A 26,990-nucleotide genomic window follows, 5' to 3' on the forward strand; every position below is an offset into this window, starting at 1 on the left:
GGCGAAAAAAAGCCAGCCATCGCAATGATGGCTGGCTTCGGGAGGGGGCCGGTGCGTGTTGCCAAAGCGCCAGCGGCGCCAATGCCCATCAGTCTGCCGTGGCTTCCTCAGGCTCGGCGGGCTCGGACTTCGCGGAGCGCTCCTTCTTGGCCAGCGGCTGGATATCCAGCAATACCTCGGAGGTTTCCACGCCCTTGTCGTCGGTCTTCAGCTCGATATCGACCGTCAGGCGTCCACCTTCCGTCAGGCGACCGAACAGCAACTCATCGGCCAGCGCACGGCGGATCGTGTCCTGGATCAGGCGTTGCATAGGGCGGGCACCCATCAGCGGATCGAAGCCCTTCTTGGCCAGGTGCTTGCGCAGCGTGTCGGTGAAGGTGACTTCCACCTTCTTCTCGGCCAGTTGCGTCTCCAGCTGCAGCAAGAACTTGTCCACCACGCGCAGGATGATCTGCTCATCCAGCGCCTTGAAGTTAACGATGGCATCCAGCCGGTTGCGGAACTCGGGCGTGAACAGGCGCTTGATGTCGCCCATCTCGTCGCCCGCCTGGCGCGGGTTGGTGAAGCCGATGGTCGCCTTGTTCATGGTCTCGGCGCCGGCGTTCGTCGTCATGATGATCAGGACGTTGCGGAAGTCGGCCTTGCGGCCGTTGTTGTCCGTCAGCGTGCCGTGGTCCATGACCTGCAGCAGCACGTTGAAGATGTCCGGATGCGCCTTCTCGATTTCGTCGAGCAGCAGCACAGCGTGTGGCTTCTTCGTGATGGCTTCGGTCAACAGGCCGCCCTGGTCGAACCCGACATAGCCCGGAGGCGCACCAATCAGGCGGCTCACGGCATGGCGTTCCATGTATTCCGACATGTCGAAGCGCAGGAGCTCGATGCCCATGATGTAGGCCAGCTGCTTGGCGGCTTCGGTCTTGCCCACGCCCGTGGGGCCGCTGAACAGGAACGAGCCGATCGGCTTGTCGCCCTTGCCCAGGCCAGACCGCGCCATCTTCACTGAACTGGCAAGCACTTCCAGGGCTTTGTCCTGCCCGAACACCACGCTCTTCAGGTCACGTTCCAGCGTCTGCAACTTGCCGCGGTCGTCATTGGAGACATTGGCGGGCGGTATGCGCGCGATCTTGGCCACAATCTCTTCGATCTCGGCCTTGCCAATGGTCTTCTTGCGCTTGCTCGGCACCATGATGCGCTGCGCCGCACCCGCTTCATCGATGACGTCGATGGCCTTGTCGGGCAGATGGCGATCATTGATGTACTTGGCGCTGAGCTCAGCTGCCGCCTGCAGGGCCGCCGCCGCGTATTTGACGCTGTGGTGCTCTTCAAAGCGCGACTTCAGGCCCTTGAGAATGTCGATGGTTTCGGCCACGCTGGGCTCGACCACGTCCACCTTCTGGAAACGGCGCGACAGCGCTGCATCCTTTTCAAAGATGCCACGGTATTCCGTGAAAGTGGTCGCGCCGATGCACTTGAGCTGGCCGCTGGAGAGCGCGGGCTTGAGCAGGTTCGACGCATCGAGCGTGCCACCCGAGGCCGCACCCGCACCGATCAGGGTGTGAATCTCGTCGATGAACAAGATGGCGTTGGGTTTGTCCTTGAGCGACTTGAGCACGCCTTTCAGGCGCTGCTCGAAATCGCCCCGGTACTTGGTGCCCGCGAGCAGCGCACCCATGTCGAGCGAATACACCACGGCCTCGGCGAGGATCTCGGGCACGTCGTTCTGCGTGATGCGCCATGCCAGGCCCTCGGCAATCGCGGTCTTGCCCACGCCGGCTTCACCCACCAGCAGCGGGTTGTTCTTGCGGCGGCGGCACAGGATCTGAATGGTGCGCTCCACCTCGTAGTGGCGACCGATCAGCGGATCGATCTTGCCTTCCTTGGCGGCCTGGTTCAGGTTCTGGGTGAACTGCTCCAGTGGCGACGCTTTCTCGTTGCGCTCGGACGCGCCCCCCTCTTCGCTTTCAGACGGGTTTTCGGCCTTGGCCGGCTCCGGCGGCTCGCCCTTCTTGATACCGTGGGCAATGAAATTGACCACATCCAGGCGCGTCACGCCCTGCTGGTGCAGGTAGTACACGGCGTGCGAATCCTTTTCGCCAAAGATGGCCACGAGCACGTTGGCACCCGTCACCTCCTTCTTGCCATTGCCCGTGGACTGCACGTGCATGATGGCGCGCTGGATCACACGCTGGAAGCCCAGCGTAGGCTGGGTGTCCACCTCATCGGTGCCAGCCACCTGAGGCGTGTTGTCTTTGATGAAATTCGCCAGCGATGAACGCAGATCATCGATGTTGGCAGAACAAGCGCGCAGCACCTCCGCTGCGCTGGGATTATCGAGCAATGCAAGCAACAGATGCTCCACGGTAATGAACTCGTGGCGCTGCTGACGGGCCTCAACAAAGGCCATGTGCAAGCTGACTTCCAGTTCCTGGGCAATCATGTGAACTCCTTTGTGCTTGCGTGGAAGGGATAACTGTAGATCGGGATCAAAAACCTGTTATTCAACAGGCTCACTGACACATTGCAGTGGGTGGCCCGCCTTGAGGGCGGCGTCAAGCACTTGTTCCACCTTGGTGGCAGCCACGTCGCGGGAGTACACGCCGCAGACGCCTTTGCCATCGAGATGGATCTTCAACATGATCTGGGTGGCTTGTTCACGGTCCTTGCTGAAAAACTCCTGCAATACGACGATGACAAACTCCATGGGGGTGTAGTCATCATTGAGCATGACCACCTGGTACATCTGGGGCGGCTGGGTCTTCTGGGTGCGTCTTTCGAGCACGACCGAACCGCCATCATCCCGCGCTGGCCGGGTCACGGGCGGCGCGGTGGGGGGTGAAGGTGGTTTTGTTGCCATGAAAATCATTCTAGCGACCCACGCGAGGGGCTGCCGCAAGAGAAGTTGGTTGTTGACCCTGTATTTTTCAAGCCAAGTTGCCCCGGATATTTTGGGAAGCGCTGCCTTACTCGTAAACCACCGCAGCCGACCCCGACCCCACCTGCGCCGTCCAGGCAGCCAAAGCGGCGTCAGTAGGGAAAAAGCGTGCGTTTTCGCCCAATTGCAGTTCAGCGACGGCAGTTGCATCTTCGGCCTTGCAGCGCACGCCCATGCGCACGCGCAGGCCATGCATCAATTCGCCTTCGGCAACCTCCTCCCGCCGGGGAGGAAACTCCTGCACCAAACGCGGAACATCCGGCACCTTGTCCCCCACCATCACATGCAGGTATTTGCCAAACCGGCAGCGTGCCCCAGCCAAGTCCCACACCTGCTGCACTTTCACGCGCAGGCCACCGCTGAAGTGGTCAAGTTGCAGGCGTCCCATCATCACCACGAACTCATCTTCCTTGAGCTGATTTCGGTACGTGTTGAGCAAGGCCTCATCGGCAGACGCCTCAATGACGGCAGACTTGTCATCCAGTTTGAACAGGCCCAGTTTGCCCCGCTGTCCATTGATGACCCGGAAATCACTGATGATTCCGGCCAGAACCTGGGGTTCGCGGCTGTCCAGCAACTCGTCGATCTGGGTGCGCACAAAGCGGCGCACCTCGGTGGCCACTTCATCGAACAAATGGCCCGACAGATAGAACCCGACCGCCGTTTTCTCCAGGGTGAGTCGTTCCTTGATCCCCCAGGGAACCGCGTCCACCAGTTCAGGCTCCTGCGTGCTGGAACCATGGGCATCGTCACCCATCATGTCGAACAACCCACCCTGGTTCACGTTGGCCAGCGTGGCGGCCGCAAAGTCAAAAGCCCGGTCGATGGACGCCACCATCGCTGCCCGGTTCATGTTGATCGAATCAAAAGCACCCGCCTTGATCAGCGCCTCCACCGTGCGTTTGTTCATGCGCGCCTTGTCCACACGCAGACAGAACTCGAACAAACTCTTGAAGGGCCCGGTAGTGGTGCCATGCGGCCCCTCACCGCGTCCTTCGCGCGCAGCCACCATGGCCTCGATGGCCTGCTGGCCGGTGCCTTTGACGGCGCCCAGGCCATAGCGGATGATTTTGTCGGTCACGGGCTCGAACCGGTAGAAACCTCGGTTGACGTCCGGAGGCTCGAACGAGAGCCCCATTTTCTGCGCGTCTTCAAACAGCACCTTGAGCTTGTCGGTGTCGTCCATTTCGACCGTCATGTTGGCGCAGAAGAACTCTGCGGTGAAGTGCACCTTGAGCCAACCCGTGTGATAAGCCAACAGGGAGTAAGCAGCCGCGTGTGACTTGTTAAAGCCGTAGCCTGCGAACTTCTCCATCAAATCGAACACTTCGTCAGCCTTCTCCTGGCTGATGTTCTTTTCGGCCGCACCCTTTCGGAAGATCTCCCGGTGCTCGGCCATCTCCTCGGCCTTCTTCTTGCCCATGGCGCGGCGCAACATGTCGGCACCACCCAGGCTGTACCCCCCAAGCACCTGGGCGGTCTGCATCACCTGCTCCTGGTACACCATGATCCCGTAGGTCTCGGCGAGCACGGGCTCCACCAGCGGATGGGGATACTCCACCACTTCCTTGCCGTGTTTGCGGTTCACGAAACTCGGGATCAGGTCCATGGGACCCGGACGGTACAGCGCGTTCAGCGCAATCAAGTCTTCCAGCCGGCTCGGCTTCGCCTCCTTGAGCATGCCCTGCATGCCGCGGCTTTCAAACTGGAACACGGCCTCGGTCTTGCCATCGGAAAACAGCCGGTAGGTGGGACCATCGTCCAGCGGAATGGTCTCGAAGGCAAAGTTCTCCTGGCCCTTGTGGCGCTTGATGATGAACTCACGCGCGATTTCCAGAATGGTGAGGGTGGCCAAGCCCAAGAAGTCGAACTTCACGAGGCCAATGGCTTCCACGTCGTCCTTGTCGTACTGGCTCACGGCCGATTCGCTGCCAGGCTGCTGGTAGAGCGGGCAGAAATCCGTGAGCTTGCCAGGTGCAATCAACACCCCGCCCGCGTGCATGCCGATGTTGCGGGTCATGCCTTCGAGCTTCTGCGCCATCTCAATGATGGTCTTGACGTCCTCTTCCTTCTGCACGCGCTCGTAGAGCATGGGCTCCAACTCCAGCGCATAGTTGTTCTTGTCGCCGTCCTTTTTCACCTCGGGCGGGTATGCCAGGGTGTAGGACATGCCGGGCTTGCCCGGCACAAGCTTGGAGATGCCATCGCAGAACATGTAACTCATGTCCATCACCCGGCCCACATCGCGGATGGCCGCCTTGGCAGCCATGGTCCCGAAGGTGGCAATCTGGCTTACGGCGTTCTTGCCGTACTTATCCTTCACATAGTCGATCACCCGGTCGCGGTTGGACTGGCAAAAATCGATGTCGAAGTCGGGCATGGACACCCGTTCAGGGTTCAAAAACCGCTCGAACAGCAGGTTGTACTGCAGGGGGTCCAGGTCGGTGATCTTGAGGGCATACGCCACCAGAGAACCCGCGCCCGACCCCCGGCCAGGCCCCACGGGGCAGCCATTGTTCTTGGCCCACTGGATGAAGTCCCCCACGATGAGGAAGTAGCCCGGAAAACCCATCTTGAGAATGGTTCCGATCTCGAACTCCAGGCGTTCCACATAACGCGGGCGCTGCTGGTCCCGCTCAGCCTCTTTGGGGAACAGCAGCTTCAGCCGCTCCTCCAGACCGTCGAACGATGCCACGCGGAAATACTCGTCGATCGGCATGCCATTGGGCGTGGGAAAGTCTGGCAATTGCGGCTTGCCCAGCACCAGGGTGAGGTTGCAGCGCTGGGCAATTTCCACGGTGTTCGCGATGGCAGAGGGCACATCGGCAAACAGGGCCTCCATCTCGGCCGTCGATTTGAAATACTGATCCCGGGTGAACTTGCGAACCCGGCGCGGGTTCGCTAGGATCTCGCCCTCGGCGATGCAGATGCGGGCCTCATGGGCTTCATAGTCGTCCGCCGTGGCAAATTGCACCGGATGGGTCGCCACCACCGGCAAACTCAGGCGCGCTGCCAACTGGGCTGCGGCTACCACATGGCTTTCATCGTCCACGCGGCCCGCCCGCTGCAACTCGATGTAAAACCGGTGAGGAAACAACCCCGCTAGGCGCAGGGCAACCTGGGCGGCCCCCGACTCATCACCCTTCAGGAGTGCTTGCCCCACAGGCCCTGCCTGCGCCCCGGCCAGGGCAATCAGCCCCTCGGATAACTCTTCCAGCCAGGCCCAGGTGCACAGCGCCAGATTTTTGACGACATTGCGCGTCCACGCTCGCGCCAGCAGTTCGGACAGATTGAGGTAGCCCTGCCGGTTCTGCACCAAGACTATCAAGCGCGAGGGCGCTACACCCGCCTCGCCTTCCAGAAAAATCTCGGCCCCGAGAATAGGCTTGACGCCCTTGCCCCGCGCCTCCTTGTAAAACTTGATCGCGCCAAAAAGATTGTTGAGATCGGTGATGGCCAGGGCAGGCTGGCCGTCTTTGGCAGCCGCCTTGGCCACCTCATCGATTCGATTGGTACCGTCGACGACGGAAAACTCGGTGTGCAGGCGCAAGTGAACAAACATGGGGCCATTGTAGAAAGCCCGGCACCTCTCCCCGGGCGAAAGCTCGCCGCGCAACGCCTCTTGACAGGTGCCGCCCCCGGTACAATGCTTTTTCGTGCCCCGGATACCAAGGGCGGTCGGTCCGCTGGACCAGCCCAGACATAGATATCCTGCACCCCTGTTTCCTCTTTTGCTGAAAGCTGCCTGCGATGCTGCGTGCCCCACTGCCCCTCGTTTCTGCCCTGCTGCTTGCCGGTCTGCTGGCAGGTTGCTCCAGCACGACCGAAGACAAAACGGCCAGCTGGAGCCCCAACCGCATCCATTCGGAGGCGCAGGACGAAATGAACAGCGGAGCCTACGACAAGGCCGTTCCCTTGCTCGAAAAGCTCGAAGGACGTGCCGCAGGCACTCCACTGGCCCAGCAGGCCCAGATCGACAAGGCCTACGCGCACTACAAGGCTGGTGAGAAAGCCCAGGCCATCGCGACGCTGGACCGCTTCATGAAGTTGCATCCTGCAAGCCCCGCTCTTGACTATGCGCTGTACCTCAAGGGCCTGGTGAATTTCAACGACAACCTCGGACTCTTCTCGTTCATCTCTCGCCAGGATCTTTCCGAGCGCGACCAGAAAGCGGCCAAGGACTCCTTCGAAGCTTTCAGCGAGTTGGCCACCCGCTTCCCGGAATCCCGCTACGCGCAGGACGCACGCCAGCGCATGACCTACATCGTGAACTCGCTGGCGCAGTATGAAGTGCATGTGGCGCGCTACTACTTCCGGCGCGGTGCCTACGTGGCGGCCATCAGCCGCGCGCAGCTGGCCTTGGCGGACTACCAGGGCGTGCCAGCCCTGGAAGAAGCGCTGTACATCCTCATCCAGTCCTACGACGCGCTGGGCATGACACAGCTGCGTGACGATGCGCGCCGCGTGATGGACACCTCTTACCCCCAAAGCGCCTATCTGCGCGGCGGCCTCAAGGAAAAGGCTGAACCGTGGTGGAAGGTCTGGTAAGCACCTGAAGGGCGGCGTCAAACTCTGGCTCCGACTCCAGGCGCCGCATCGGAGGCAAGGCCGCCAGCAGGCGCTTGCCATAGCCCATGGTGACCAGGCGGGTGTCACCCACCACCAGAATGCCTTGGTCGGACTCACGCCGTATCAACCGCCCCGCCCCCTGCTTGAGCGCGACGGCCGCCTCGGGCAGCGCGTACGACTTGAACGCTTTTCCACCAGATTTTTCAATGCGCTGCGTGCGTGCCTCCACCAAGGGATCGCCCGGAGGAGGAAAAGGAAGCTTGTCGATCACGACGAGTTGCAACGCATCGCCCGGCACGTCAAAACCCTCCCAGAACGTGGCAGACGCCACCAGCACGCAGCCTCGCTGCCCATGATCGCTGCCTTCGCGAAAGCGCTCCATCAGCCGGCGCTTGGGCCATTCGCCCTGCACCAGCACTTCCAGCGCCCCTGACGCGACAAACTGACTTGTCAGCGCGTCGCCAATCGTGCGCAGGGCCTTGAGTGTCGTCGTCAGAACCAGTGTGCGGCCGCCCAGCTGCGCTGCAGCATGTGCCACCCATTGCGCAAGCACCGCGCTGTGCGAAGGGTCGGCCGGAGGCGGCAGGTGGCGTGGCACATACAGGGCCGCCTGGGACGCATAGTCGAACGGACTCGCGACCCGCAGGACCTGTGCGTCCTGCAAACCCGCCCGCTCCGTGAACCAGCTCAAGTGTTCGTCATCGCCCAAGGTGGCCGAGGTAAAAATCCAGGCCCTGCCGGGCCCTGCGGCAGGCTCCCCGGGCCATCCATCTTCTCCCACCGGTTCTGCGGGTGCAGCCAGCAGGCGCGTGCGCATGGCCTCGGCAATGTCGAGGGGGGATTCCGTCAAGCGCAATTGCGCCCCCACATCGACCCAGCGCACCGTATCCGGGTTGCCAGGACCAGAAAAATGGGCCAAGCGCGCCAGCAGCTCTGTCCCCCGCTCGTACAAGCGCACGAAGTCGGGCGCTATTTCGCTGACGGTGTCGAGTGCCTCCTGAGCCTGGGCGCAGGCTAGCGCCATGCGGCGGATGGCCACGAGCCATTCATCCTGCCTGACCCCCTCGGGTGTTTCATCGGTCCAGCGCAGCTTTGCACCGCCCCGCATATCTCCCGCCGCCAGGCGCAAATCCCTGGCAGACAGATCTACCTGGCTGGCAAGCCCTGACCAATCGGCAAGGCCCCGCGCAAGCTGGAGCCCGGCCGCCAGCAGATCCCGGCCGAAATCCATCAACTGGCCCGTGGACAGCGTCAGCCCCAGAAACTGCACGCCCGTCTCGTTAATCTGGTGCGCCTCGTCAAATACCACCACACGCACCGTCGGCAAAAGCTCGGCCATACCCGACTCGCGCACGGCTACATCGGCAAAAAAGAGGTGGTGATTGATGACCACGATGTCCGCAGCCAACGCCTCGCGCCGCGCCAGATGCACATGGCATTCGCGAAAGCGGGGGCACTGCGAGCCCAGGCAGTTCTCGCGGGTGGAAGTGACCAGCGGTATCACGGGCGACCGTTCGTCCAGCCCCGTCAGTTCCGCCAGATCGCCCGAGCGCGTGGCGTGCGACCAACCCTCCACCTTGGCCAGCACACGCGCCACGCCAGGCTCACGGGCGGATACGTCCTGGCGCGCCAGCTCCATCCGGTACAGGCACAGATAACTCGCCCTGCCCTTGAGAAGCGCCATGCGCACCGGCAGGCCCAGGGTCTGCGCCAGGCGCGGAAGATCGCGCGCAAACAGCTGGTCCTGCAGCGCCTTGGTGGCAGTGGACAGCAGCACCCGCTCGCCACTCAGAAGTGCGGGCACGAGATAGGAGAAAGTCTTGCCCACCCCCGTACCCGCCTCCACCACCAGCGCGCCACCCATTTCAATGGTGTGCGCCACGGCCATGGCCATTTCCGTCTGCCCTTCCCGGGGCTGGAAGTGCACATCCGCCCGCGCCAACACACCGCCGGGGGCAAACACCTCCTGCACCATCTCCATCAGAGCCATCAGGCGGGCTCTTGGGGCTGGAGATCCCGTTCCAAGCGATCCAGGGCATCGCGCAGAGCGAGGCGGCGCTTTTTCAGGCGGCGCAGCGTGAATTCGTCCGGCGCCCCCTCAGGTGCACACAGGTCGATCAACGCATCCAGATCAGCATGCTCGATGCGCAGCTCAATGAGTTGTCGCTGGGGGGAATGGAGGCTAGGGTTCAAGGCGGGGGCCGTGGGATGGCAAAAATGCCACAGGCGGGCGGATAATACGCGTTTGGCACCCTTTCCGCGACGGCCGTTTGCGTACGCGCCCCCACAATCACCAGCATGACCAAAGCGTTTCGCCTCATCGCGTCCACCGGCATCCACAAGGGTGACCGGGAGTACCAGCAAGATCAGGTGGCCTTGATCTCCCACGAGCGGCACAACGGCTGCGTGCTGGGTGTCATTGCCGATGGCATGGGGGGCCGAAGTGGCGGGCGCAAGGCGTCTGACCAGGTCATGATGACCGCCCGCCAACTCTTCGAGCGCTATTCGCCAGACACCGACGACCCCGTGGCGATGCTCAAGAGCATGGTGGAAGAAGCTCACATCGTGATCCGGCTCACAGCCATCTCTGCCGAGCAGGAACCACACAGCACCATCGCGGCCTTCCTCATCAACCCCCGGGGCGACTGCCACTGGGTGCATGCTGGCGACTCGCGCCTGTATCACTTCCAAGGCGCGCGCATGGTGTTCCGCACCAGCGACCACTCCTATGTCCAGGCCCTGGTCGACCGCGGAGAGCTGACGGAAGCCGAGGCCAACAACCATCCACACTCGAACATACTGGTCGGCTGTCTGGGCACCGAAAGCGACCCGCCCATCACCACCCATGTGATCCCGCAGCTACAGCCCGGCGATGTGCTCATGGCCTGCAGTGATGGGGTATGGCACTACTTTTCCCCCACCGAACTCGGCTCCGTGGTGGACTCTCTCTCGCCACGGGAAGCCACGGAATTCCTGATCGAAAAAGCCCGTTCCCGCGCGCGAGGCGGTGGCGACAACCTTTCGCTGGTCATCGTGAAGATGGAGGCCCTGGCGGAAGAAAAAAAGGTCGTCCGCCTGGTGCCCGCTGACGCAGGCCGCCCTTGAAATAGTTTTCATTCGTACGTGTTGGCCGGGCAAGCAAAAGGCTTGCACCCCCACCGAACAGCGCGGCGCAGGCGCCATTCCTTCCGGGCCGTTGCTTCTTCAGGCGTCTCTCCGACTCGACGCACCGTGCCAAGCGCCCTGAGACACACGCCCTGTCAGCGTGCTGCCGAGCCTGCTGGCAATGGCGCGGCGGGCAGGCGCCCCTGGGCGGCGGCCTCTGAGCGGGATTTCTCGACACGTGCGCGGCGTTCCTCTGCCGCTTGAAGTGTTTGCGCATGGCGTGCGCGAGCCTCTTCGGCACGCTCGGCATTGCCACTGGTGCGTGCTGCCTGCTCCTGTGCCTGCTTTTGCACCTTGCTGCGCTGCTGCTGTGCCCGCTGTTCAGCCTCATGGTCACGCTGTGACTTCAGGCCCTGGGGGTCTTGCGACGGCTTGCGCAACACGGCGCTGGCAGCGCTGCTGCCCTCTGCAGGACGACTCGGTACCGCCCCCTGCTTTTCTTCGATGGATTGGAGGCGTTCCGCAGCTTTTTCCTTGCGCTCGGCATCATTGAGCTCAATTTCCTGGGCGCGCAGACGGGCTTCTGCGTCGCGCACTCCAGCCCGCACAGTGCGCAGGCAGTCCTCCACGGAAAATCTTTGGTGACAGGCCGACTCGTCCTGCTGGCGCTTGGCCTTGATGATCTCGCGTTCGTGGCGGATGCGATCGTGTTCCGCCTTGCGATGCGCTGCCGTGGCAGCCGCCTGCTGCTGCCGGTGGACCTCCGCGCCCGGGGCCGCCGGCTGCGCGATGGCCAAAGCGGTGAGCCCGCAGGCAAGCAGCGAGAAGATGGTGGAGAAGACCAAGCGCCTGAAGATCATGTCAGCCCCGTATCGACAGTGCGACGCTCCAGCGCCAGGAATTCCTTCGACTGCATCTCGTTGAGCCGCGAAATCGTGCGCGGAAACTCATGCGCCAGCGGGCCTTCGGTGTACAGCTGCTCGGGCGGTACCGCAGCAGACAGGATGAGCTTGACCCTCCGGTCGTACAGCACGTCCACGAGCCAGGTAAAACGCCGCGCAGGCGAAGCCATGCTCACCGGCATGTAGGGCACGTCGGACAGCAGCACGGTATGGAACTGCGTCGCAATTTCCAGGTAGTCGTTCTGCGACCGGGGACCGCCGCAAAGGGTCTTGAAGTCGAACCACACCACCCCGCCGGCCTTGCGGCGGGCCCGGATCTCGCGGGCCTCGATGTGCAGCACCGGATCTTCGTCGTGCACTTCGGCCAACTGGTCGAACGCCTGGCCCATCTCGGCATCCGCCTCGGGGCCCAGCGGCGTGTGGTACAGCCTCACATGCTCCAGAGTGCGCCGACGGTAGTCGGTGCCGTTGTCGACATTGACCACTTCGAGCTTTTCGTTGAGCAGTGCAATCGCCGGCAGGATGCGGTCGCGGTGCAGGCCGCCGGGGTACAGGTCGTCGGGCTTGAAATTGGAAGTGGTGACAAAACCCACACCGTTGTCGAACAGTGCCGCCAGCAAGCGGTGCAGGATCATCGCGTCGGTGATGTCCGCCACATGGAATTCATCAAAGCAGATGAGTTTGTAGCGCCGCGCAATGCGCTCGCCCAGCACATCCAGCGGATTCACCGTGCCCTGCAGGGCTGCCAGCTCGCGGTGCACCTCGCGCATGAACTCGTGAAAGTGCAGGCGCACCTTGCGCTTCAAGGGCACGGCATCAAAAAAACACTCCATGAGGAAGCTCTTGCCACGCCCCACCCCGCCGTACATGTACACGCCGCGCGGAATGTCAGGGCGGTTGATCAGCTTCTTGAGCGCATTGGAACGCCGGGCTTTGTAGGCAGCCCATTCGTCCGCGCAGCGCTGCAGAGCGTCCACGGCCCGCAGTTGGGCGGGGTCGCTTTGGTAGCCTTTGGCGGCCAGCTCGGCCAGGTAAGCCTGTTTGACAGTCACTGGATGGGCACCACTCTGATACTATGAATTTAATAGCTACCAGCGCTTGATTATCAAGCGCTGGAGCCCTTTTTCATTCAAGATATCAGAAGTTCAGCGTGCGCTTGTCCACCGCCAGGGCCGCTTCCTTGGTGGCCTCGCTCAGGCTGGGGTGCGCGTGGCAGATGCGTGCAATGTCTTCGCTGCTGGCCTTGAACTCCATGGCCACCACAGCTTCGGAGATCAGCTCGCTGGCCTGCGGGCCCACGATGTGCACGCCCAGGATTTCATCGGTGTCGGCATCGGCCAGCATCTTGACCATGCCGGTGGTGTCGCCCAGCGCACGTGCCCGGCCGTTGGCCAGGAACGGGAAGGTGCCCGCCTTGTACTTGACGCCGTCGGCCTTGAGTTGCTGCTCGGTGCGGCCCACCCAGGCGATCTCGGGGCTGGTGTAGATGACCCAGGGCACGGTGTTGAAGTTCACGTGGCCATGCTGGCCGGCAATGCGCTCGGCCACGGCAACGCCTTCTTCCTCGGCCTTGTGCGCCAGCATCGGGCCTCGCACCACGTCACCCACCGCCCACACGCCGGGCAGGTTGGTCTTGCAGTCGGCATCCACCACAATGGCGCCGCGTTCGTCCAGGGCCAGGCCCACGGCTTCGGTGTTCAGACCGATGGTGTTGGGCACGCGGCCGATGGAGACGATGAGCTTGTCCACGTCCAGCGACAGGGCCTCGCCCTTGGCGTTGGTGTAGGCAATGGAGACGCCCTTCTTGCCGGTCTTGATCTCGCCGACCTTCACGCCCAGCTCGATCTTCAGGCCCTGCTTGTCGAACGCCTTCTTGGCTTCCTTGGCGATCTGCTCATCCACCGCGCCCAGGAAGGTGGGCAGGCCTTCGAGGATGGTGACTTCGGCGCCCAGGCGGCGCCACACCGAGCCCATTTCCAGCCCGATCACGCCCGAGCCGATGAGGCCGAGCTTCTTGGGCACCGCGCCCACGCGCAGCGCGCCGTCATTGGACAGCACGAACTCTTCATCGAACGGCGTGCCGGGCAGCGCGCGGGCGTTGGAGCCGGTGGCGATGATGATTTGCTTGCCGGTGATCGACTCTTCAGCGGCGCCAGCCACCTTGATCTCGTAGCCACCTTCGGCGGCCTTGACGAACGAGCCACGGCCGTGGAAGAAGCTGACTTTGTTCTTCTTGAACAGGTACAGGATGCCATCGTTGTTCTGCTTCACGACGGTGTCCTTGCGGGCGATCATCTTGGCCACGTCCATCTTGACGCCGGTAGCCGTGATGCCGTGGTCGGCAAAGTGCTTGTTGGCGTGCTCGAAATGCTCGGACGACTGCAGCAACGCCTTGGAGGGAATGCAGCCCACGTTGGTGCAGGTGCCTCCGGGTGCCGGGCCGCCCTTTTCGTTCTTCCACTCGTCGATACAGGCCACGTTGAAGCCCAACTGGGCAGCGCGGATGGCGGCAATGTAGCCGCCGGGGCCACCGCCGATGACGATCACGTCGAATTGTTTGCTCATGGTAAATCTCGCTCAGTCTGTTGGAGAAAGACCCACCGGCGGGCAGGACCAGAGGCCAGGCCACGCGGGTGGGTCAACAAGGTCAGGGGGTCAGATGTCGAACAGCAGGCGCGATGGATCTTCCAGCGCGTCCTTCATCGCCACCAGGCCCAGCACGGCTTCGCGGCCGTCGATGATGCGGTGGTCGTAGGACATCGCCAGATAGTTCATCGGACGGACGACGATCTGGCCGTTTTCCACCACCGCGCGGTCCTTGGTTGCGTGCACGCCCAGAATGGCCGACTGGGGCGGGTTGATGATGGGGGTGGACATCATCGAGCCGAAGGTGCCGCCGTTGGAAATCGAGAACGTGCCGCCGGTCATTTCTTCGATACCCAGCTTGCCTTCTGCGGCCTTCTTGCCGAACTCGGCGATCTTCTTCTCGATGTCGGCAAAGCTCATCTGGTCGGCGTTGCGCAGGATGGGCACCACCAGGCCACGGGGCGAGCCCACGGCGATACCGATGTCGAAGTAGCCGTGGTAGACGATGTCGTTGCCATCGACCGAGGCGTTCAGCACAGGGTACTTCTTGAGGGCGTGCACAGCCGCCTTCACGAAGAAGCTCATGAAGCCGATCTTCACGCCATGTTCCTTGGTGAAGGTGTCCTGGAACTTCTTGCGCATGTCCATCACCGGCGCCATGTTCACTTCGTTGAACGTGGTCAGGATGGCATTGGTCGACTGCGATTGCAGCAGACGTTCGGCCACGCGGGCACGCAGGCGGCTCATGGGCACGCGCTGCTCGGGGCGGTCACCCAGGTCTTCCTTGGCGGCAGGGGCCGACACCTGAGGCAGTGCCTTGGTGGGCACGCCCGTGGGAATAGCGCTTGGAGCGGCCACAGCAGCCTTGGCAGCACCACCCGCCACGGCGCTGAGCACGTCGCCCTTGGTCACGCGGCCATCCTTGCCGCTGCCGGCCACGGCCGATGCGGACAGGTTGTTCTCGGCCAGCAGCTTGGCGGCGGCAGGCATCGCCACGTCACCCCTGGAGCCGCCAGCAGCGGCCACAGGTGCGGGGGCAGCAGCGACGGGTGCCGATGCGGCAACCGCTGGAGCGGCGGCAGGAGCCGCAGCGCCAGCCTTGCCTTCGGTGTCGATCTTGGCGATGAGCTGGTCGGCCACCACGGTGGCGCCGTCGCCCTGCACGATTTCGGTCAACACACCTGCGGAGGGTGCGGGCACTTCGAGCACAACCTTGTCGGTTTCGATCTCGATCAGGATCTCATCCACTGCCACGGCCTCACCGGCCTTCTTCTTCCACGTCAGCATGGTGGCTTCGGCCACGGATTCGGACAGCTGGGGGACTTTGACTTCTACGATAGCCATATCAATTCTTTCGGAATGGGGTTTTGTTCTGTTGTCGGGTCGCAGCTGGCCTTATTTGGTCAGGACAAAACCCTTGAGCTTGGCAAACGCGCCGTCCACCAGCGCCTTTTGTTGTTCCTGGTGCAGGTGCGAGTAACCGACGGCAGGCGACGCCGAAGCCGCGCGGCCGGAATAGCCCAGCTTCTGGCCTTCGAGCATGTTCTCGTGGATGTAGTGCTGCACGAAGAACCAGGCACCTTGGTTTTGCGGCTCGTCCTGGCACCACACCACATCCGTGGCGTTGGAATAGCGCTTGATTTCAGCGGCAAACGCCTTGTGCGGGAAGGGGTAGAGCTGCTCCACGCGCAGGATGACCACGTCATCGTCTTCGCGCTCGGTGCGCTTCTTGACCAGGTCGTAGTACACCTTGCCCGAGCAGGCAATGATGCGCTTGACCTTGGAAGCCTTTTTCACAATGGCTTCATCCTGCTCAGGGATCACGGTCTGGAAGCTGCCCTTGGTGAACTCGGACAACGGCGAGGTCGCGTCCTTGTTACGCAGCAGCGACTTGGGCGTCATGATGATCAGCGGCTTGCGCAGATCTCGCACCATCTGGCGGCGCAGCACATGGAAGATCTGGCTGGCCGTGGTGGGTTGCACCACTTGCATGTTGGCATCGGCCGACAGCTGCATGAAACGCTCCAGGCGGGCCGAGCTGTGCTCGGGGCCCTGGCCTTCGTAGCCGTGGGGCAGCATCAGCGTGATGCCGTTGACACGACCCCACTTCACTTCGCCCGAGGCGATGAACTGGTCGATCACAACCTGTGCACCATTGGCGAAGTCGCCGAATTGGGCTTCCCAGATCACTAGCGTGTTGGGATCGTTGGATGCGTAGCCGTATTCAAAGCCCAGCACCGCCTCTTCCGACAGGATGGAGTCGATGACAACAAAAGGAGCCTGGTTCTCGGCCACGTTCTGCAGCGGCGTGTAGGTACCGATGTCCCACTTCTCGCGCTTCTGATCATGGATGACCGAGTGGCGGTGCGTGAACGTGCCACGACCACAGTCTTCGCCGGACAGGCGCACGGGGTAGCCGCTGGCCACCAGCGACGCGAACGCCATGTGCTCGCCCATGCCCCAGTCCACAGGGATGTCGCCACGGCCCATGGCAGCGCGGTCGTCGTACACCTTCTTGACCAGCTGGTGTGGCGTCACGCTCTCAGGAATGGTCGTGATCTTCTCGGCCAGACGCTTCCACTCGGCCAAGGGGATGGCGGTATCACCTGCGTCCGTCCACTTCTTGCCCAGGAACGGGCTCCAGTCCACGGCGTACTTGCTCTTGAAGTTGGTCAGCACCGGATCAACCGTGTGCTTGCCAGCGTCCATGGCGGCGCGGTAGGCCTTGACCATGTCGTCGCCCAGCGTCTCGCCCAGGCCTTGCGCGGCCAGTTTGTCGGCATACAGCCTGCGGGTGCCAGGGTGGGCACCAATCTTCTTGTACATCAGCGGCTGGGTCAGCGCTGGGGTGTCCTGCTCGTTGTGGCCCAGTTTGCGGAAGCAGATGATGTCCACCACCACATCCTTCTTGAATTCCATGCGGAACTCGAGAGCAAGCTGGGTGGCCAGCACCACGGCCTCGGGGTCATCACCGTTCACGTGCAGCACGGGCGACTCGATCATCTTGACAATGTCGGTGCAGTACAGCGTGGAGCGCGTATCACGCGGATCGGACGTCGTGAAGCCGATCTGGTTGTTGATGATGATGTGCACCGTGCCACCCGTGTAGTAGCCACGGGTCTGGGCCAGCGCCAGGGTTTCCTGGTTCACCCCCTGGCCGGCAAAGGCCGCGTCACCGTGCACCAGCACGGGCAGCACTTGTTTGCCATGGGGATCGGCACGGCGGTCCATGCGGGCACGCACGGAACCTTCGACCACAGGGTTCACGATTTCCAGATGGGATGGATTGAACGCGAGCGACAGGTGAACCGGGCCGCCGGGGGTGGTCACGTCCGAGCTGAAGCCCTGGTGGTACTTCACGTCGCCGGCAGGTAATTCTTCCGGGGCAGTGTGATCGAACTCGGCGAACAGGTCCTTGGGCATCTTGCCCAGCGAGTTGACCAGCACGTTCAGGCGGCCACGGTGGGCCATGCCGATCACGATTTCCTGCACACCCTTGGCGCCGGCAGACTGGATCAGTTCGTCCATGGCGGCAATGAAGCTTTCGCCCCCTTCGAGGGAGAAACGCTTCTGGCCGACGTATTTGGTGTGCAGAAAACGCTCCAGACCCTCGGCTGCCGTCAGGCGGTCAAGAATCTGCTTTTTCTTGTCCACACCAAAGCTGGGCTTGCTGCGGATCTTTTCCAATTTTTCCTGCCACCAGCGCTTCTGGTTCTGGTCGGTGGCGTACATGTACTCAGCGCCGATGGAGCCGCAGTACGTTTCGCGCAGCGCGTTGATCAGCTCACGCAGCGGCATCGATTCTTTGCCGAAGAACGTGTTGCTGGTGTTGAACACGGTTTCCTGGTCAGCATCGCTGAAACCATAGAAAGAAGGTTCGAGTTCAGGAATTGCGGGGCGCTCTGTGCGCTTCAGCGGATCCAGGTCGGCCCAGCGTTGGCCAACGTTGCGGTAGGCTGCGATCAGTTGCTGAACGGCAGTGCGCTTGCGGCCCAGTTCCGAATCAGCCCCCGTGGCGACCACGACCTTGGTACCGCCTTGTTTGGCGCGCTCGGCAAAAGCATTGATGACGGGGAGGTGGGGTACGTCCTTGGCGTTGGAGCCATCAACGGCAGGCACATGCTGCAATGCATCGAAATACTCACGCCAGTTGTCAGGCACGCTGCCTGGATTGGCGAGATAGTTCTCGTACATTTCTTCGACATAGGGCGCATTGCCGCCGAAGAGGTAAGTATTGCCTTGGTAGGCTTGATAGACGGACGTCGTATCGCTCATATTCCGCTGACCTCCGCTTTCCTTGGGAAAGCATTAGCTGGTTGAGAAACCTTCCGCGACACGGCTGAACCGATTGGCGGATGCGACTGTGGCTGGGGAAGGGCCTTGGTACGGGCGCCATTGTGCCACTGAACAGCCAACCGCCCAACGGAAAAGGTTTGGCAGACGTGGCAGGGCTGGCGCAAAAATCAGATAGAAATCCGGGCTCGCGTACATTCCGGGTATCTCAATGCCACCTACCCACATGACGCCACCTACCCTTCAGAACAAAGTCTTTTTGCTGCTGCTGGCCCTGGTCACCATCGCCTTCGGAGCCATCCTTTGGCAGTTCCATGGAGCCGTCTTCTGGGGCGTTATCCTGGCAATCTTGTTTGCCCCCCTGCACCGCAAACTGCTGCGGCGCATGCCCCGGAGGCACAATCTTGCCGCGCTGTGCACGCTGGGACTGTGCCTGATCGTAGTCATCCTGCCCATGACGGCCATCACGGTATCGCTGGCCCAGGAAGCCACCCTGATATATGAGCGGATGCGTTCCGGCCAGCTCAATTTTGGGCTCTATCTGCAGCAGGTGATCGCCGCCCTGCCCACTTGGGCAGCCAATCTGCTGGACCGATTGAATCTCACGACCGTTGGCGAACTGCAACAAAAGTTTTCATCCGTGGCCGTCCAGGCGAGCCAATTTATTGCCGCCCAAGCACTGAGCATTGGGCAAAACACACTGCAATTCATCGTGAGCTTCGGCATCATGCTGTATCTGCTGTTTTTCCTGCTCCGCGACGGATCGAGCCTGGCCTTGCGCATTGGCCAAGCCACGCCACTGGACGAGACACACAAGCGCCAACTGGTGAGCAAGTTCACTACCGTCATCCGCGCCACCGTCAAAGGCAACATCGTTGTGGCCGCTTCACAAGGAGCACTGGGTGGCTTGATTTTCTGGATCCTGGGCATCCAGGGGCCCGTGCTGTGGGGCGTATCCATGGCATTCCTGTCACTCCTGCCCGCTGTGGGGGCCGGGCTGATCTGGGTGCCGGTGGCCATCTATTTTCTGGCTACAGGTGCTGTATGGCAGGGCGTGGTACTGACCGCATTTGGCGTTGGCGTAATCGGCCTCGTGGACAACGTCCTGCGCCCCATTTTGGTGGGCAAGGACACCAAAATGCCAGACTACGTCGTGCTGATATCCACCCTGGGAGGCATGGGGCTGTTTGGCCTGACCGGCTTCGTGATCGGACCAGTCATCGCAGCCCTGTTCATTGCCAGCTGGGATCTGTTTTCCCCAGGCACCCACAATGAGACAACCTAATACAGCGGCTTGATACGACCCAGTGCGCGCCAGGAACAACGCTGCATGGCAGCGTGCATCCGCCTAGGCGGATCGCGCAAAAAACAAAGACCTCCGCAAGGAGGCCTTTGTTTGCACCAAACGACTGATGCTTTGAATCGGGTGGTAGGACGTACTGGATTCGAACCAGTGACCAACGGATTAAAAGTCCGCTGCTCTACCAACTGAGCTAACGTCCCAACCGATTGCAACCAATCTTGGCAGACTGCTGCAAAGCCTTGAATTATAGCGTCGTTTTTTCGGCCTTTTGGGAAGTTGCGGCGAGTTTGTCCAGCACCCACCCCGCAGCACACTGACCAAAGGTGGCCGTCACCGCAACGACCGAGCCATACCCATGGCAGTTCAGGGAACCATCTCCTTCCAAATTACATGACGCATCGGGCGGCGCCACCGCTTCCCGGCTGAAAACGCAATTCACTCCTATCTTTTTACCATCGCGTGCTGCGCGGTGGTGCTTGCGCATGCGATAACGAAGTTGCGCCAGCAAAGGATCGTGGGTCGTCCGGGCCAGATCGTCCACATCCACTTGGTGCGCATGGCGTTTGCCCCCAGCCGCGCCAACCGTGATGTGCAAAACCTTCTGGGCTTGGGCCCAGACCGCGATGGCCGTCTTGGCTTGAACTTGATCACATGCATCAATCACCGCATCAACGGGCAGGGAAAGCAGACTGGGCCAGTTCCCGGGCTCCACAAAATCCTCTATGCAGTGGACCTTGCATTGGGGGTGTATTTGAGCAATCCGGTCGCGCATTGCCAGAACCTTGGCCTGACCGACCGTTTCGGTAAGCGCGTGAATCTGGCGATTGATGTTCGACTCGGACACATGGTCGAGGTCGATCAAGGTGACCTCCCCCACCCCACTGCGCGCCAAGGCCTCCGCGGCCCACGAGCCCACCCCCCCGATACCCACCACCACCACATGCGCCCGGCGGATGCGGCGTGACCCTTCTACGCCATACAGTCGCTCCAGCCCGCCAAAACGGCGTTCAAGCGCTATATCTTCGAGCACCCCCGCGGCGGGTGGTGCTGCCTGCAAACGCGCTTCGCTGACCATTACTTCAAGCGCGACAGGCGTTCCTTGGCCGCCACAGCAGCTTCGGACTGCGGGTACGCGCGCACGAGATCCTCCAGGGTCTTGCGAGCCGTTCGCGTGTCTTTGAGTTCAATCTGGCAGTTGGCAATGGACAAGGCAGCCTCTGGCGCACGTGCGTGACTCGGGGCATCAGACAACATCAGCTTGAAATTGCCAATCGCTTCCTTGTACTCGCGGGTAGCGTACTGTGCGTTCCCGAGCCAGAAGCGCGCCGAAGGCACGAAGCCGCTGCGTGGATACTGTCGGACAAAGGCTGCAAAAGCCGCACCGGCTTCTGGAAACTTGCCCGAACGAAACACGGCCAACGCCGTTTCAAAGTCCTTTTTCTCCGCAGGATCTGCCTGGAACTCCTGCCCATCCAAGGTCACCTTGACCGGTTCAAACTGCCGCAGACGGTCGTCTACCCCTTGGGCAATGTCTTTCTGGCGCCGCTGCAGATCAGCCGCATCGCGCAACAGCTGTTCATTCTGACCACGAAGCGTTGACTGCTCCGCGCGCAGTGCATCGATCTGACTTTGCAGATCCAGCAGGCTGCGCCGCAGCTGGCCGTTCTCTTCGCCAAGCCTGCGCATTTCTTCCGCAGTCCGTTGTTGAGACAGCTGCATGCTGTCCACACGCTGCCGCATTTCGAGGATCGCACGGCGAGCTTCGCCATCCTCGAAAATTGCGGCGTGGCCCGTGGACACCAAGGCGGCCGACAGCGTTACTGCCGCCAACGCCTTGAGACGGTAGGACAAAAAAATCGCGCGCATCAACGGTAGGACAGTTCTGCCCGGCGATTCTGCGCATGCGCGTCCTCGGAGTTACCCTGGGCTGCAGGCTTTTCCTTCCCAAAGCTCACGGCTTCCACCTGGCTGTCTTGCACGCCCAACAGAGCCAGCGAACGGCGCACCGCTTCGGCACGCTTTTGGCCCAGCGCCAGGTTGTACTCGCGACCACCACGGTCATCCGTGTGGCCTTCAATCATCACCTTGCGGTTGGTACCTGCCTTGATGAAGCGGGAATGGGCTTCGATCAGCGACTGGAACTCCGGCTTGATCACATAGCTGTCGTAGTCAAAATAGACAATGCGGCTCACGCCGACAGGCCCCGCAGCATCACGGCCCGACTGGCCAAGGTCCACACCAGCCACACCACTCTGTGCGGTATTGCCAGAGTTGGCGCCACTGTTGCCACCCATGGTGGAGGTGGCGTTCTTGTCTTCGACAGGCACGTCGTCCAGCTTCACGCCAGAGCTGCATCCGGCAACCAGTGCGACAACGGTAAGGGCAAGGGTAAAACGTTTGATCATCCAAAATTCTCCTGAAAACTTGATATTTGAAAGTGCGGATAAGTTCATTGCTTTTGAAACGGACCCCAGTCGGGCTCGCGGATATCACCCGCCTGACCGGCAAGCCGGGCCTTGATCTTGCCGTCGAGCGTCGTGGTCATGAGCGCCTCACGACCTTGCTGCTGGGTGGCATAAACGATAAGGCGGCTATTGGGCGCGAAGCTGGGGTTCTCGTCGGCCGTCGTGTCCGTGACCGCATTCACGGTGCCAGAGGACAGGTCCATGACGTGCAGCTTGAAAGCCCCACCGACACGGGAGACGTAGGCCAGCCAGCGACCATCGGGACTGACGCTGGGGGAGATGTTATAGCTGCCGGTAAACGTCACACGCTCCGCATTGCCACCGGATGTGGAGACCTTGTAGATCTGCGGTGCGCCACCACGGTCACTGACAAAGTAGATGCTGCGGCCGTCACCGGAGAACATGGGCTCCGTATCAATGCCTGCGCTCTGCATGAGGCGGCGCGGCTCGCCGCCGTTGGCGTCGATGGTGTAGAGTTGGGACCCCCCGTCGCGGCTGAGCGTCACCGCAAGGGATCGACCATCCGGAGCCCAGGCCGGGGCACTGTTGGACCCCCGGAAGTTGGCAATCAGGCGCCTGCGGCCGGACGCCACATCATGCACATAGACAACCGGCTTGCGCGATTCAAACGACACATAGGCCAGCTGCCCGCCATTGGGCGACCACGCGGGAGAGATGATGGGCTCGGGGCTTGACAGTGCCGATTGGGCATTCTCGCCATCAGCGTCTGCCACCCACAGACTGTACCGGGAACCTGTCTTGGTGACATAGGCAATGCGTGTCGAGAAAATGCCGCGCTCGCCCGTCAGCTTTTCATAGATGAAATCCGCAATGCGGTGCGACACCAAGCGCAGATCGCCTTGGGTGACCACAAAGCTCTGGCCACCCAGGTCCTGTCCCTTCACCACATCCCAAAGGCGAAACCGCACATCGAAGCGCCCATCCGCAAGGCGCGTGACACTGCCGGTGGCCAGAGAGTCCGCACTCTTCTGGCGCCACAGGGCTACATCCGGGCGGGCAGTTTCGTCCAGCACCGCACCGGAAGCATCCACAGCGCGGAACTGGCCGCTGCGCTCCAGGTCAGCCTGGACAATGGCCGCAATCTTCTGGGGTGACTGCGCCTCGCCCCTGAACGGTGCAATCGCGATGGGCAACTGGGTCAAGCCAACACCTGTGACCTCGACGCGAAATTGCGCAAGGGCTGGCAGTGCGGGGGTCGAGAGCAGCGCTGCCAACATGTGGCGGCGCAAGGGATGCGGCAAAGCCGCAGGAGATGGGTGTGTAGAGATTCGATCTGTGGTCATTGGCATCCAGCGGTAGCCGAACAAATGCCGAAAGGCAAACCCGAATGTTACACACAGCAGGGAAACCCCTGTGACAAAACGTGCGACCTCAGGACATATCCGTGCCGATTTTTTGAAGCGCACAACCTGCTGCGAAGAAATGTCCCACCGGCACCGTCACAGCCCACAACCGTAGAATCCGGGCCACATGCAAGCCACAGACACGGGCGCCGCGCCTCCCAATACTCCCTCCCCGCCCGCTGCAAGCCTGGCCACTCGCCTGCGTCGGCTGTCCGTTTATTTTGGCAACCAGCGAATGGCCTGGAGCCTCGCGGTGGTAGCGACCCTCGTGGGCGCGATCACCGAGCCACTGATTCCAGCATTGCTGCAACCTCTGCTCGATCGAGGCTTCACCCAGGGAACCCTGCAGCTGTGGATGGTGCCACTGGCCATCCTGGGCGTGTTCTTCGTGCGTGGAGTTGCCCAGTTCGTCGGCCAGTACGCGCTGGCACGCATTGCCAACGAAGGCATGCTGACGCTGCGCCAGTCGCTGTTCGACAGGGTTCTTGCTGCCGAGATGGGCCTGTTCTCGCGGCAGTCGGCCAGCACGCTGTCCAACACGGTGGTGTACGAGGTGCAAACCGGGGCAACCTTGCTCGTGCAGGCACTGCTCGGGGTATCGCGCGACGGATTCACGCTGGTGGCGCTGCTGGTGTATCTGCTGTACCTCAACTGGCAGCTCACGCTGATCGTTGCCGTGGTCGTGCCGGGCGTGGCCTGGATCATGAAAACGCTGTCCCGGCGCCTCTATCACCTGACCAAGAGCAGCCAGCAGGCCACCGACGAACTCGCCTACGTGGTGGAAGAAAACGTGCTGGCCCACCGCATGGTGCGGCTGCACGGCGCGCAGCCTGGGCAGGCCGGGCGCTTCGCCACCCTGAGCCAGAGCCTGCGGCGCCTGGCGATCAAGTCCACCATCGCCTCCGCCGCCATGACGCCGCTGACCCAGCTGCTGGCCGCTGCAGCGCTCTCCGTGGTGATCTGCATTGCACTGTGGCAAAGCCGCGGCACTGTGGACGCCAAGGATGTCACCGTCGGTGGCTTCGTGTCGTTCATCACGGCCATGCTGATGCTCATCGCCCCCATACGCCGCTTGGCCGATGTCGCCAGTCCCATCACACGGGGCGTCGCCGCCCTGGAGCGGGGGCTGGCACTGCTGGGAGACACGGGCGCCGAAACAGGTGGCCAGTTCCGCAAAGACCGCGCCCAGGGAGCACTGGAGCTCAGGCAGGTGACGGTGTCGTTCGGTCCAGACCACGCCCCGGCGCTGGACCACATCAGCTTGCGCGTGGAGCCTGGCGAAATCGTTGCCTTGGTCGGCCCGTCCGGTGCGGGCAAGACCACGCTGGTCAACCTGTTGCCACGGTTTGTGACGCCCGCTTCGGGTGAAATCCTGGTCGACGGGAACCCGTTGCCAGAGTGGGACCTCGGATCGCTGCGCTCGCAATTCGCCATGGTGAGCCAGGACGTAGTGATGTTCAACGATACCGTCGCGGCCAACGTAGCACTGGGCCATGAGGTGAATGAGGCGCGCGTGCAGGCGTGCCTGGCCGCTGCCAACCTGGCCGAGCACGTGGCAGCACTGCCCCGGGGCATGCACACCGTGGTGGGCCACAACGCCACACAATTGTCGGGAGGGCAGCGCCAGCGGCTGGCGATTGCGCGGGCACTGTACAAGGATGCCCCTATCCTGATTCTGGACGAGGCCACCTCGGCGCTGGACACCGAATCCGAGCGGCTGGTACAGGATGCCCTGCAGCGCCTGATGCAAGGGCGCACCACCCTGGTCATAGCGCACCGCCTGTCCACCATCGAGCATGCGAACCGGGTCGTCGTCATGGAACGTGGGCGCATTGCCGAACAAGGCACCCACACGGAGCTGATGGCGATGGGCGGGCTGTATGCACGCCTTCAGACGCGGCCTGCCTCGGGCGAAGCTGCCGCATTGCAATGATCTGAAAACACCGCGCCTGCTGCGCGATGGCTCATCGCAAGGCGCCTACCAGCGCCCCCGGTTGGGTTGCCGCTTGCGTATGGCTGCGGCGATCTTGTCGGCAGATTCGGTACGGCTCACACGCAGGGCAAAGTCTGCAGCCGTGAGGCCCAGCTGGTTCTTGAGTGCTGGATCAGCGCCCTCGTCCAGCAAAAGCTGCACGGCCTCGCTGGAGCCATAATGCGCAGCCATCATGAGGGGCGTGGTGCCGTTGGGCGAGGCTGCATCGATGTAGGCATGGTTCTCCAGCAGCAATGCGATGATGGCTGCATGCTGGCGTGAGCCCGCAGAGGCCGCATAGTGCAAAGGCGTCCAGCCCGTCTTGTTCACGTCGGCGTCACGTGCCAGCAGCGCCTTGACGGCTTCTACGTTGCCCTTGAGGGCCGCCATCATCAAGGGGCTTTCGTCCTGCGCATTGCGTGCTTCGACATCCACCTGGCGGGAGGCCAACAAAGCCGCAAAGGCCTTGACCGAACCATTTTGCAAGGCGATGGTGAGGCCCACCTGCCCTTTCGGATCGCGCGTATTCGGATCAAAACCCCTGCGCAGCAGCGCGGCAATCGCAGCATCGTCATCGCGCAGGATGGCGACAAAAAAATCCTCGTAGGCTCCGGCCCAGATGCCAGGGGCAGTCAGCCCCAGCGCCAAGGTCGCCAACACACTGCGGCGATGGCAAATCATGCGGTCACCCCCTTGAACAGGATGTCAAAGTTGCGGCTGGTGGCCTCGGCCACTTCTTCCAGCGCCAGCCCCTTGGTCTCGGCCACCTGCCTGGCCACGTAGGGCACATACGAGGGGTTGTTGGTCTTGCCGCGATACGGCACGGGCGCCAGATAGGGGCTGTCGGTTTCAATCAGGGTACGGTCCAGCGGTACAAAGGCCACCACGTCGCGCAGCTCCTGGGCGCTCTTGAATGTCACGATGCCCGAGAACGAAATGTAGTAGCCCAGATCGAGCGCCGCACGCGCCACCTGCATGGATTCGGTAAAGCAGTGAAAAACGCCACCGGCCCGGTTGCCGGGGCCGTCCTCGCCCTCCTCGCGCAGGATGGCGAGGGTGTCGTTCGATGCGCTGCGCGTGTGGATGACCAGGGGTTTTTCGCACACCCGGGCCGCGCGGATGTGGTTGCGGAAACGGTCGCGCTGCCACTCCAGATCGGCGATGCTGCGCCCGCCTTTGCGGTCTTCCATGCCGTAGTAATCGAGCCCCGTTTCGCCAATGGCCACTACGCGCGGCAGGGCAGCACGGTCCAGCAGGTCCTGCACCGATGGCTCGGCGATGCCTTCGTTGTCGGGGTGCACACCCACCGTGCTCCAGAAGTTGTCGTGGGCCATGGCCAGGGCATGCACCCCGTCGAATTCTTCCAGCGTGGTGCAGATGCACAGGGCGCGGTCAACCTGCGCCTCGGCCATGGCCTGGCGGATGGCGGGCAACTGGCTCACCAGCTCCGGAAAATTGAGATGGCAATGCGAATCAGTGAACATGCAGTTTCAAATTAA

General features: G+C 62.1%; 20 protein-coding genes and 1 tRNA gene. 4 read left to right on the top strand and 17 right to left on the bottom strand.

Annotation, left to right across the window (positions count from 1 at the left end; all coding sequences use genetic code 11):
• Positions 1 to 88: 88 nt before the first annotated feature.
• The 3 genes from clpA to dnaE all read right to left on the bottom strand — a co-directional run bounded on the left by clpA (position 89) and on the right by dnaE (position 6,494).
• Entirely contained in the window at positions 89 to 2,437 is a 2,349-nt protein-coding gene (gene clpA, locus ARADN35_RS0120400) for an ATP-dependent Clp protease ATP-binding subunit ClpA (RefSeq protein ID WP_010465500.1), read from the bottom strand.
• A gap of 57 nt (positions 2,438 to 2,494) precedes the next feature.
• A complete protein-coding gene (gene clpS, locus ARADN35_RS0120405) occupies positions 2,495 to 2,863 on the bottom strand; it encodes an ATP-dependent Clp protease adapter ClpS (protein WP_029414237.1) in 369 nt (122 codons plus the stop codon).
• A gap of 97 nt (positions 2,864 to 2,960) precedes the next feature.
• Positions 2,961 to 6,494, bottom strand: coding sequence for a DNA polymerase III subunit alpha (dnaE, locus tag ARADN35_RS0120410; protein ID WP_010465503.1), 3,534 nt, complete (start codon positions 6,492 to 6,494; stop codon positions 2,961 to 2,963).
• 188 nt (positions 6,495 to 6,682) lie between these two features.
• Here dnaE and ARADN35_RS0120415 point away from each other — a divergent pair, with 188 nt between their 5' ends.
• Positions 6,683 to 7,480, top strand: a complete 798-nt coding sequence (locus ARADN35_RS0120415; protein WP_010465504.1) for an outer membrane protein assembly factor BamD — start codon at positions 6,683 to 6,685, stop codon at positions 7,478 to 7,480.
• On the opposite strand, the gene yoaA is transcribed toward ARADN35_RS0120415, so the two are convergent.
• Both yoaA and ARADN35_RS27500 read right to left on the bottom strand, forming a co-directional pair.
• Entirely contained in the window at positions 7,443 to 9,491 is a 2,049-nt protein-coding gene (gene yoaA, locus ARADN35_RS0120420; protein WP_010465506.1) for a DNA repair helicase YoaA, read from the bottom strand. The genes ARADN35_RS0120415 and yoaA overlap by 38 nt on opposite strands.
• On the bottom strand, positions 9,491 to 9,694 hold the full coding sequence (locus tag ARADN35_RS27500) for a YdcH family protein (RefSeq protein ID WP_081474686.1): 204 nt from the start codon (positions 9,692 to 9,694) through the stop codon (positions 9,491 to 9,493). Before ARADN35_RS27500 ends, yoaA begins: the two co-directional genes overlap by 1 nt.
• A 105-nt stretch (positions 9,695 to 9,799) precedes the next feature.
• Between ARADN35_RS27500 and ARADN35_RS0120430 the strand changes: the two genes are divergently transcribed.
• Positions 9,800 to 10,606, top strand: a complete 807-nt coding sequence (locus ARADN35_RS0120430) for a PP2C family protein-serine/threonine phosphatase (protein WP_010465509.1) — start codon at positions 9,800 to 9,802, stop codon at positions 10,604 to 10,606.
• A 155-nt stretch (positions 10,607 to 10,761) separates the two neighbouring features.
• Here the strand turns inward: ARADN35_RS0120430 and ARADN35_RS0120435 are convergent, their stop codons facing one another.
• The 5 genes from ARADN35_RS0120435 to ARADN35_RS0120455 all read right to left on the bottom strand — a co-directional run bounded on the left by ARADN35_RS0120435 (position 10,762) and on the right by ARADN35_RS0120455 (position 18,369).
• Positions 10,762 to 11,466 carry a hypothetical protein gene (locus tag ARADN35_RS0120435; protein WP_010465511.1) on the bottom strand — a complete coding sequence of 235 codons (705 nt, stop codon included), beginning with the start codon at positions 11,464 to 11,466 and terminating at the stop codon, positions 10,762 to 10,764.
• On the bottom strand, positions 11,463 to 12,560 hold the full coding sequence (zapE, locus tag ARADN35_RS0120440) for a cell division protein ZapE (RefSeq protein WP_010465513.1): 1,098 nt from the start codon (positions 12,558 to 12,560) through the stop codon (positions 11,463 to 11,465). Before zapE ends, ARADN35_RS0120435 begins: the two co-directional genes overlap by 4 nt.
• A gap of 85 nt (positions 12,561 to 12,645) precedes the next feature.
• Positions 12,646 to 14,073: a dihydrolipoyl dehydrogenase gene (lpdA, locus tag ARADN35_RS0120445; RefSeq protein ID WP_010465516.1), complete on the bottom strand. Its 1,428-nt coding sequence runs from the start codon at positions 14,071 to 14,073 to the stop codon at positions 12,646 to 12,648.
• A 90-nt stretch (positions 14,074 to 14,163) separates the two neighbouring features.
• Positions 14,164 to 15,438, bottom strand: a complete 1,275-nt coding sequence (odhB, locus tag ARADN35_RS0120450; RefSeq protein WP_010465518.1) for a 2-oxoglutarate dehydrogenase complex dihydrolipoyllysine-residue succinyltransferase — start codon at positions 15,436 to 15,438, stop codon at positions 14,164 to 14,166.
• Positions 15,439 to 15,489: 51 nt separating this feature from the next.
• Positions 15,490 to 18,369 (bottom strand): 2-oxoglutarate dehydrogenase E1 component, encoded by a 2,880-nt coding sequence (locus ARADN35_RS0120455; RefSeq protein WP_010465520.1) that lies wholly within the window; start codon positions 18,367 to 18,369, stop codon positions 15,490 to 15,492.
• A gap of 244 nt (positions 18,370 to 18,613) precedes the next feature.
• Between ARADN35_RS0120455 and ARADN35_RS0120460 the strand changes: the two genes are divergently transcribed.
• Entirely contained in the window at positions 18,614 to 19,672 is a 1,059-nt protein-coding gene (locus ARADN35_RS0120460; protein WP_010465522.1) for an AI-2E family transporter, read from the top strand.
• 142 nt (positions 19,673 to 19,814) lie between these two features.
• On the opposite strand, the gene ARADN35_RS0120465 is transcribed toward ARADN35_RS0120460, so the two are convergent.
• From ARADN35_RS0120465 to tolB, 5 genes are all read right to left on the bottom strand, one after another.
• Positions 19,815 to 19,890: transfer RNA gene (locus ARADN35_RS0120465), tRNA-Lys, on the bottom strand.
• A gap of 44 nt (positions 19,891 to 19,934) precedes the next feature.
• Positions 19,935 to 20,765, bottom strand: a complete 831-nt coding sequence (locus ARADN35_RS0120470; protein WP_010465524.1) for a tRNA threonylcarbamoyladenosine dehydratase — start codon at positions 20,763 to 20,765, stop codon at positions 19,935 to 19,937.
• Complete coding sequence (gene ybgF / locus ARADN35_RS0120475) at positions 20,765 to 21,556, bottom strand: tol-pal system protein YbgF (protein ID WP_010465526.1); 792 nt, start codon at positions 21,554 to 21,556, stop codon at positions 20,765 to 20,767. Before ybgF ends, ARADN35_RS0120470 begins: the two co-directional genes overlap by 1 nt.
• Positions 21,556 to 22,095: a peptidoglycan-associated lipoprotein Pal gene (pal, locus tag ARADN35_RS0120480; RefSeq protein WP_010465528.1), complete on the bottom strand. Its 540-nt coding sequence runs from the start codon at positions 22,093 to 22,095 to the stop codon at positions 21,556 to 21,558. The genes ybgF and pal overlap by 1 nt, the downstream gene beginning before the upstream one ends.
• A gap of 44 nt (positions 22,096 to 22,139) precedes the next feature.
• Entirely contained in the window at positions 22,140 to 23,459 is a 1,320-nt protein-coding gene (gene tolB, locus ARADN35_RS0120485) for a Tol-Pal system beta propeller repeat protein TolB (RefSeq protein ID WP_029414238.1), read from the bottom strand.
• A gap of 187 nt (positions 23,460 to 23,646) precedes the next feature.
• Here tolB and msbA point away from each other — a divergent pair, with 187 nt between their 5' ends.
• Positions 23,647 to 25,452, top strand: coding sequence for a lipid A export permease/ATP-binding protein MsbA (gene msbA, locus ARADN35_RS0120490; RefSeq protein ID WP_029414239.1), 1,806 nt, complete (start codon positions 23,647 to 23,649; stop codon positions 25,450 to 25,452).
• 45 nt (positions 25,453 to 25,497) lie between these two features.
• Here msbA and ARADN35_RS0120495 read toward each other — a convergent pair whose 3' ends face one another.
• Together ARADN35_RS0120495 and ARADN35_RS0120500 are read right to left on the bottom strand one after the other, a co-directional pair.
• Positions 25,498 to 26,172, bottom strand: coding sequence for an ankyrin repeat domain-containing protein (locus ARADN35_RS0120495; RefSeq protein ID WP_010465534.1), 675 nt, complete (start codon positions 26,170 to 26,172; stop codon positions 25,498 to 25,500).
• The gene (locus ARADN35_RS0120500; protein ID WP_010465536.1) at positions 26,169 to 26,975 is read right to left on the bottom strand and encodes a TatD family hydrolase; all 807 of its coding nucleotides are present in this window, start codon (positions 26,973 to 26,975) and stop codon (positions 26,169 to 26,171) included. Before ARADN35_RS0120500 ends, ARADN35_RS0120495 begins: the two co-directional genes overlap by 4 nt.
• Positions 26,976 to 26,990 lie beyond the last annotated feature (15 nt).

Origin of the sequence: Acidovorax radicis N35 (assembly GCF_000204195.1) — a bacterium.
Taxonomy (GTDB): Bacteria; Pseudomonadota; Gammaproteobacteria; order Burkholderiales; family Burkholderiaceae_C; genus Acidovorax; species Acidovorax radicis.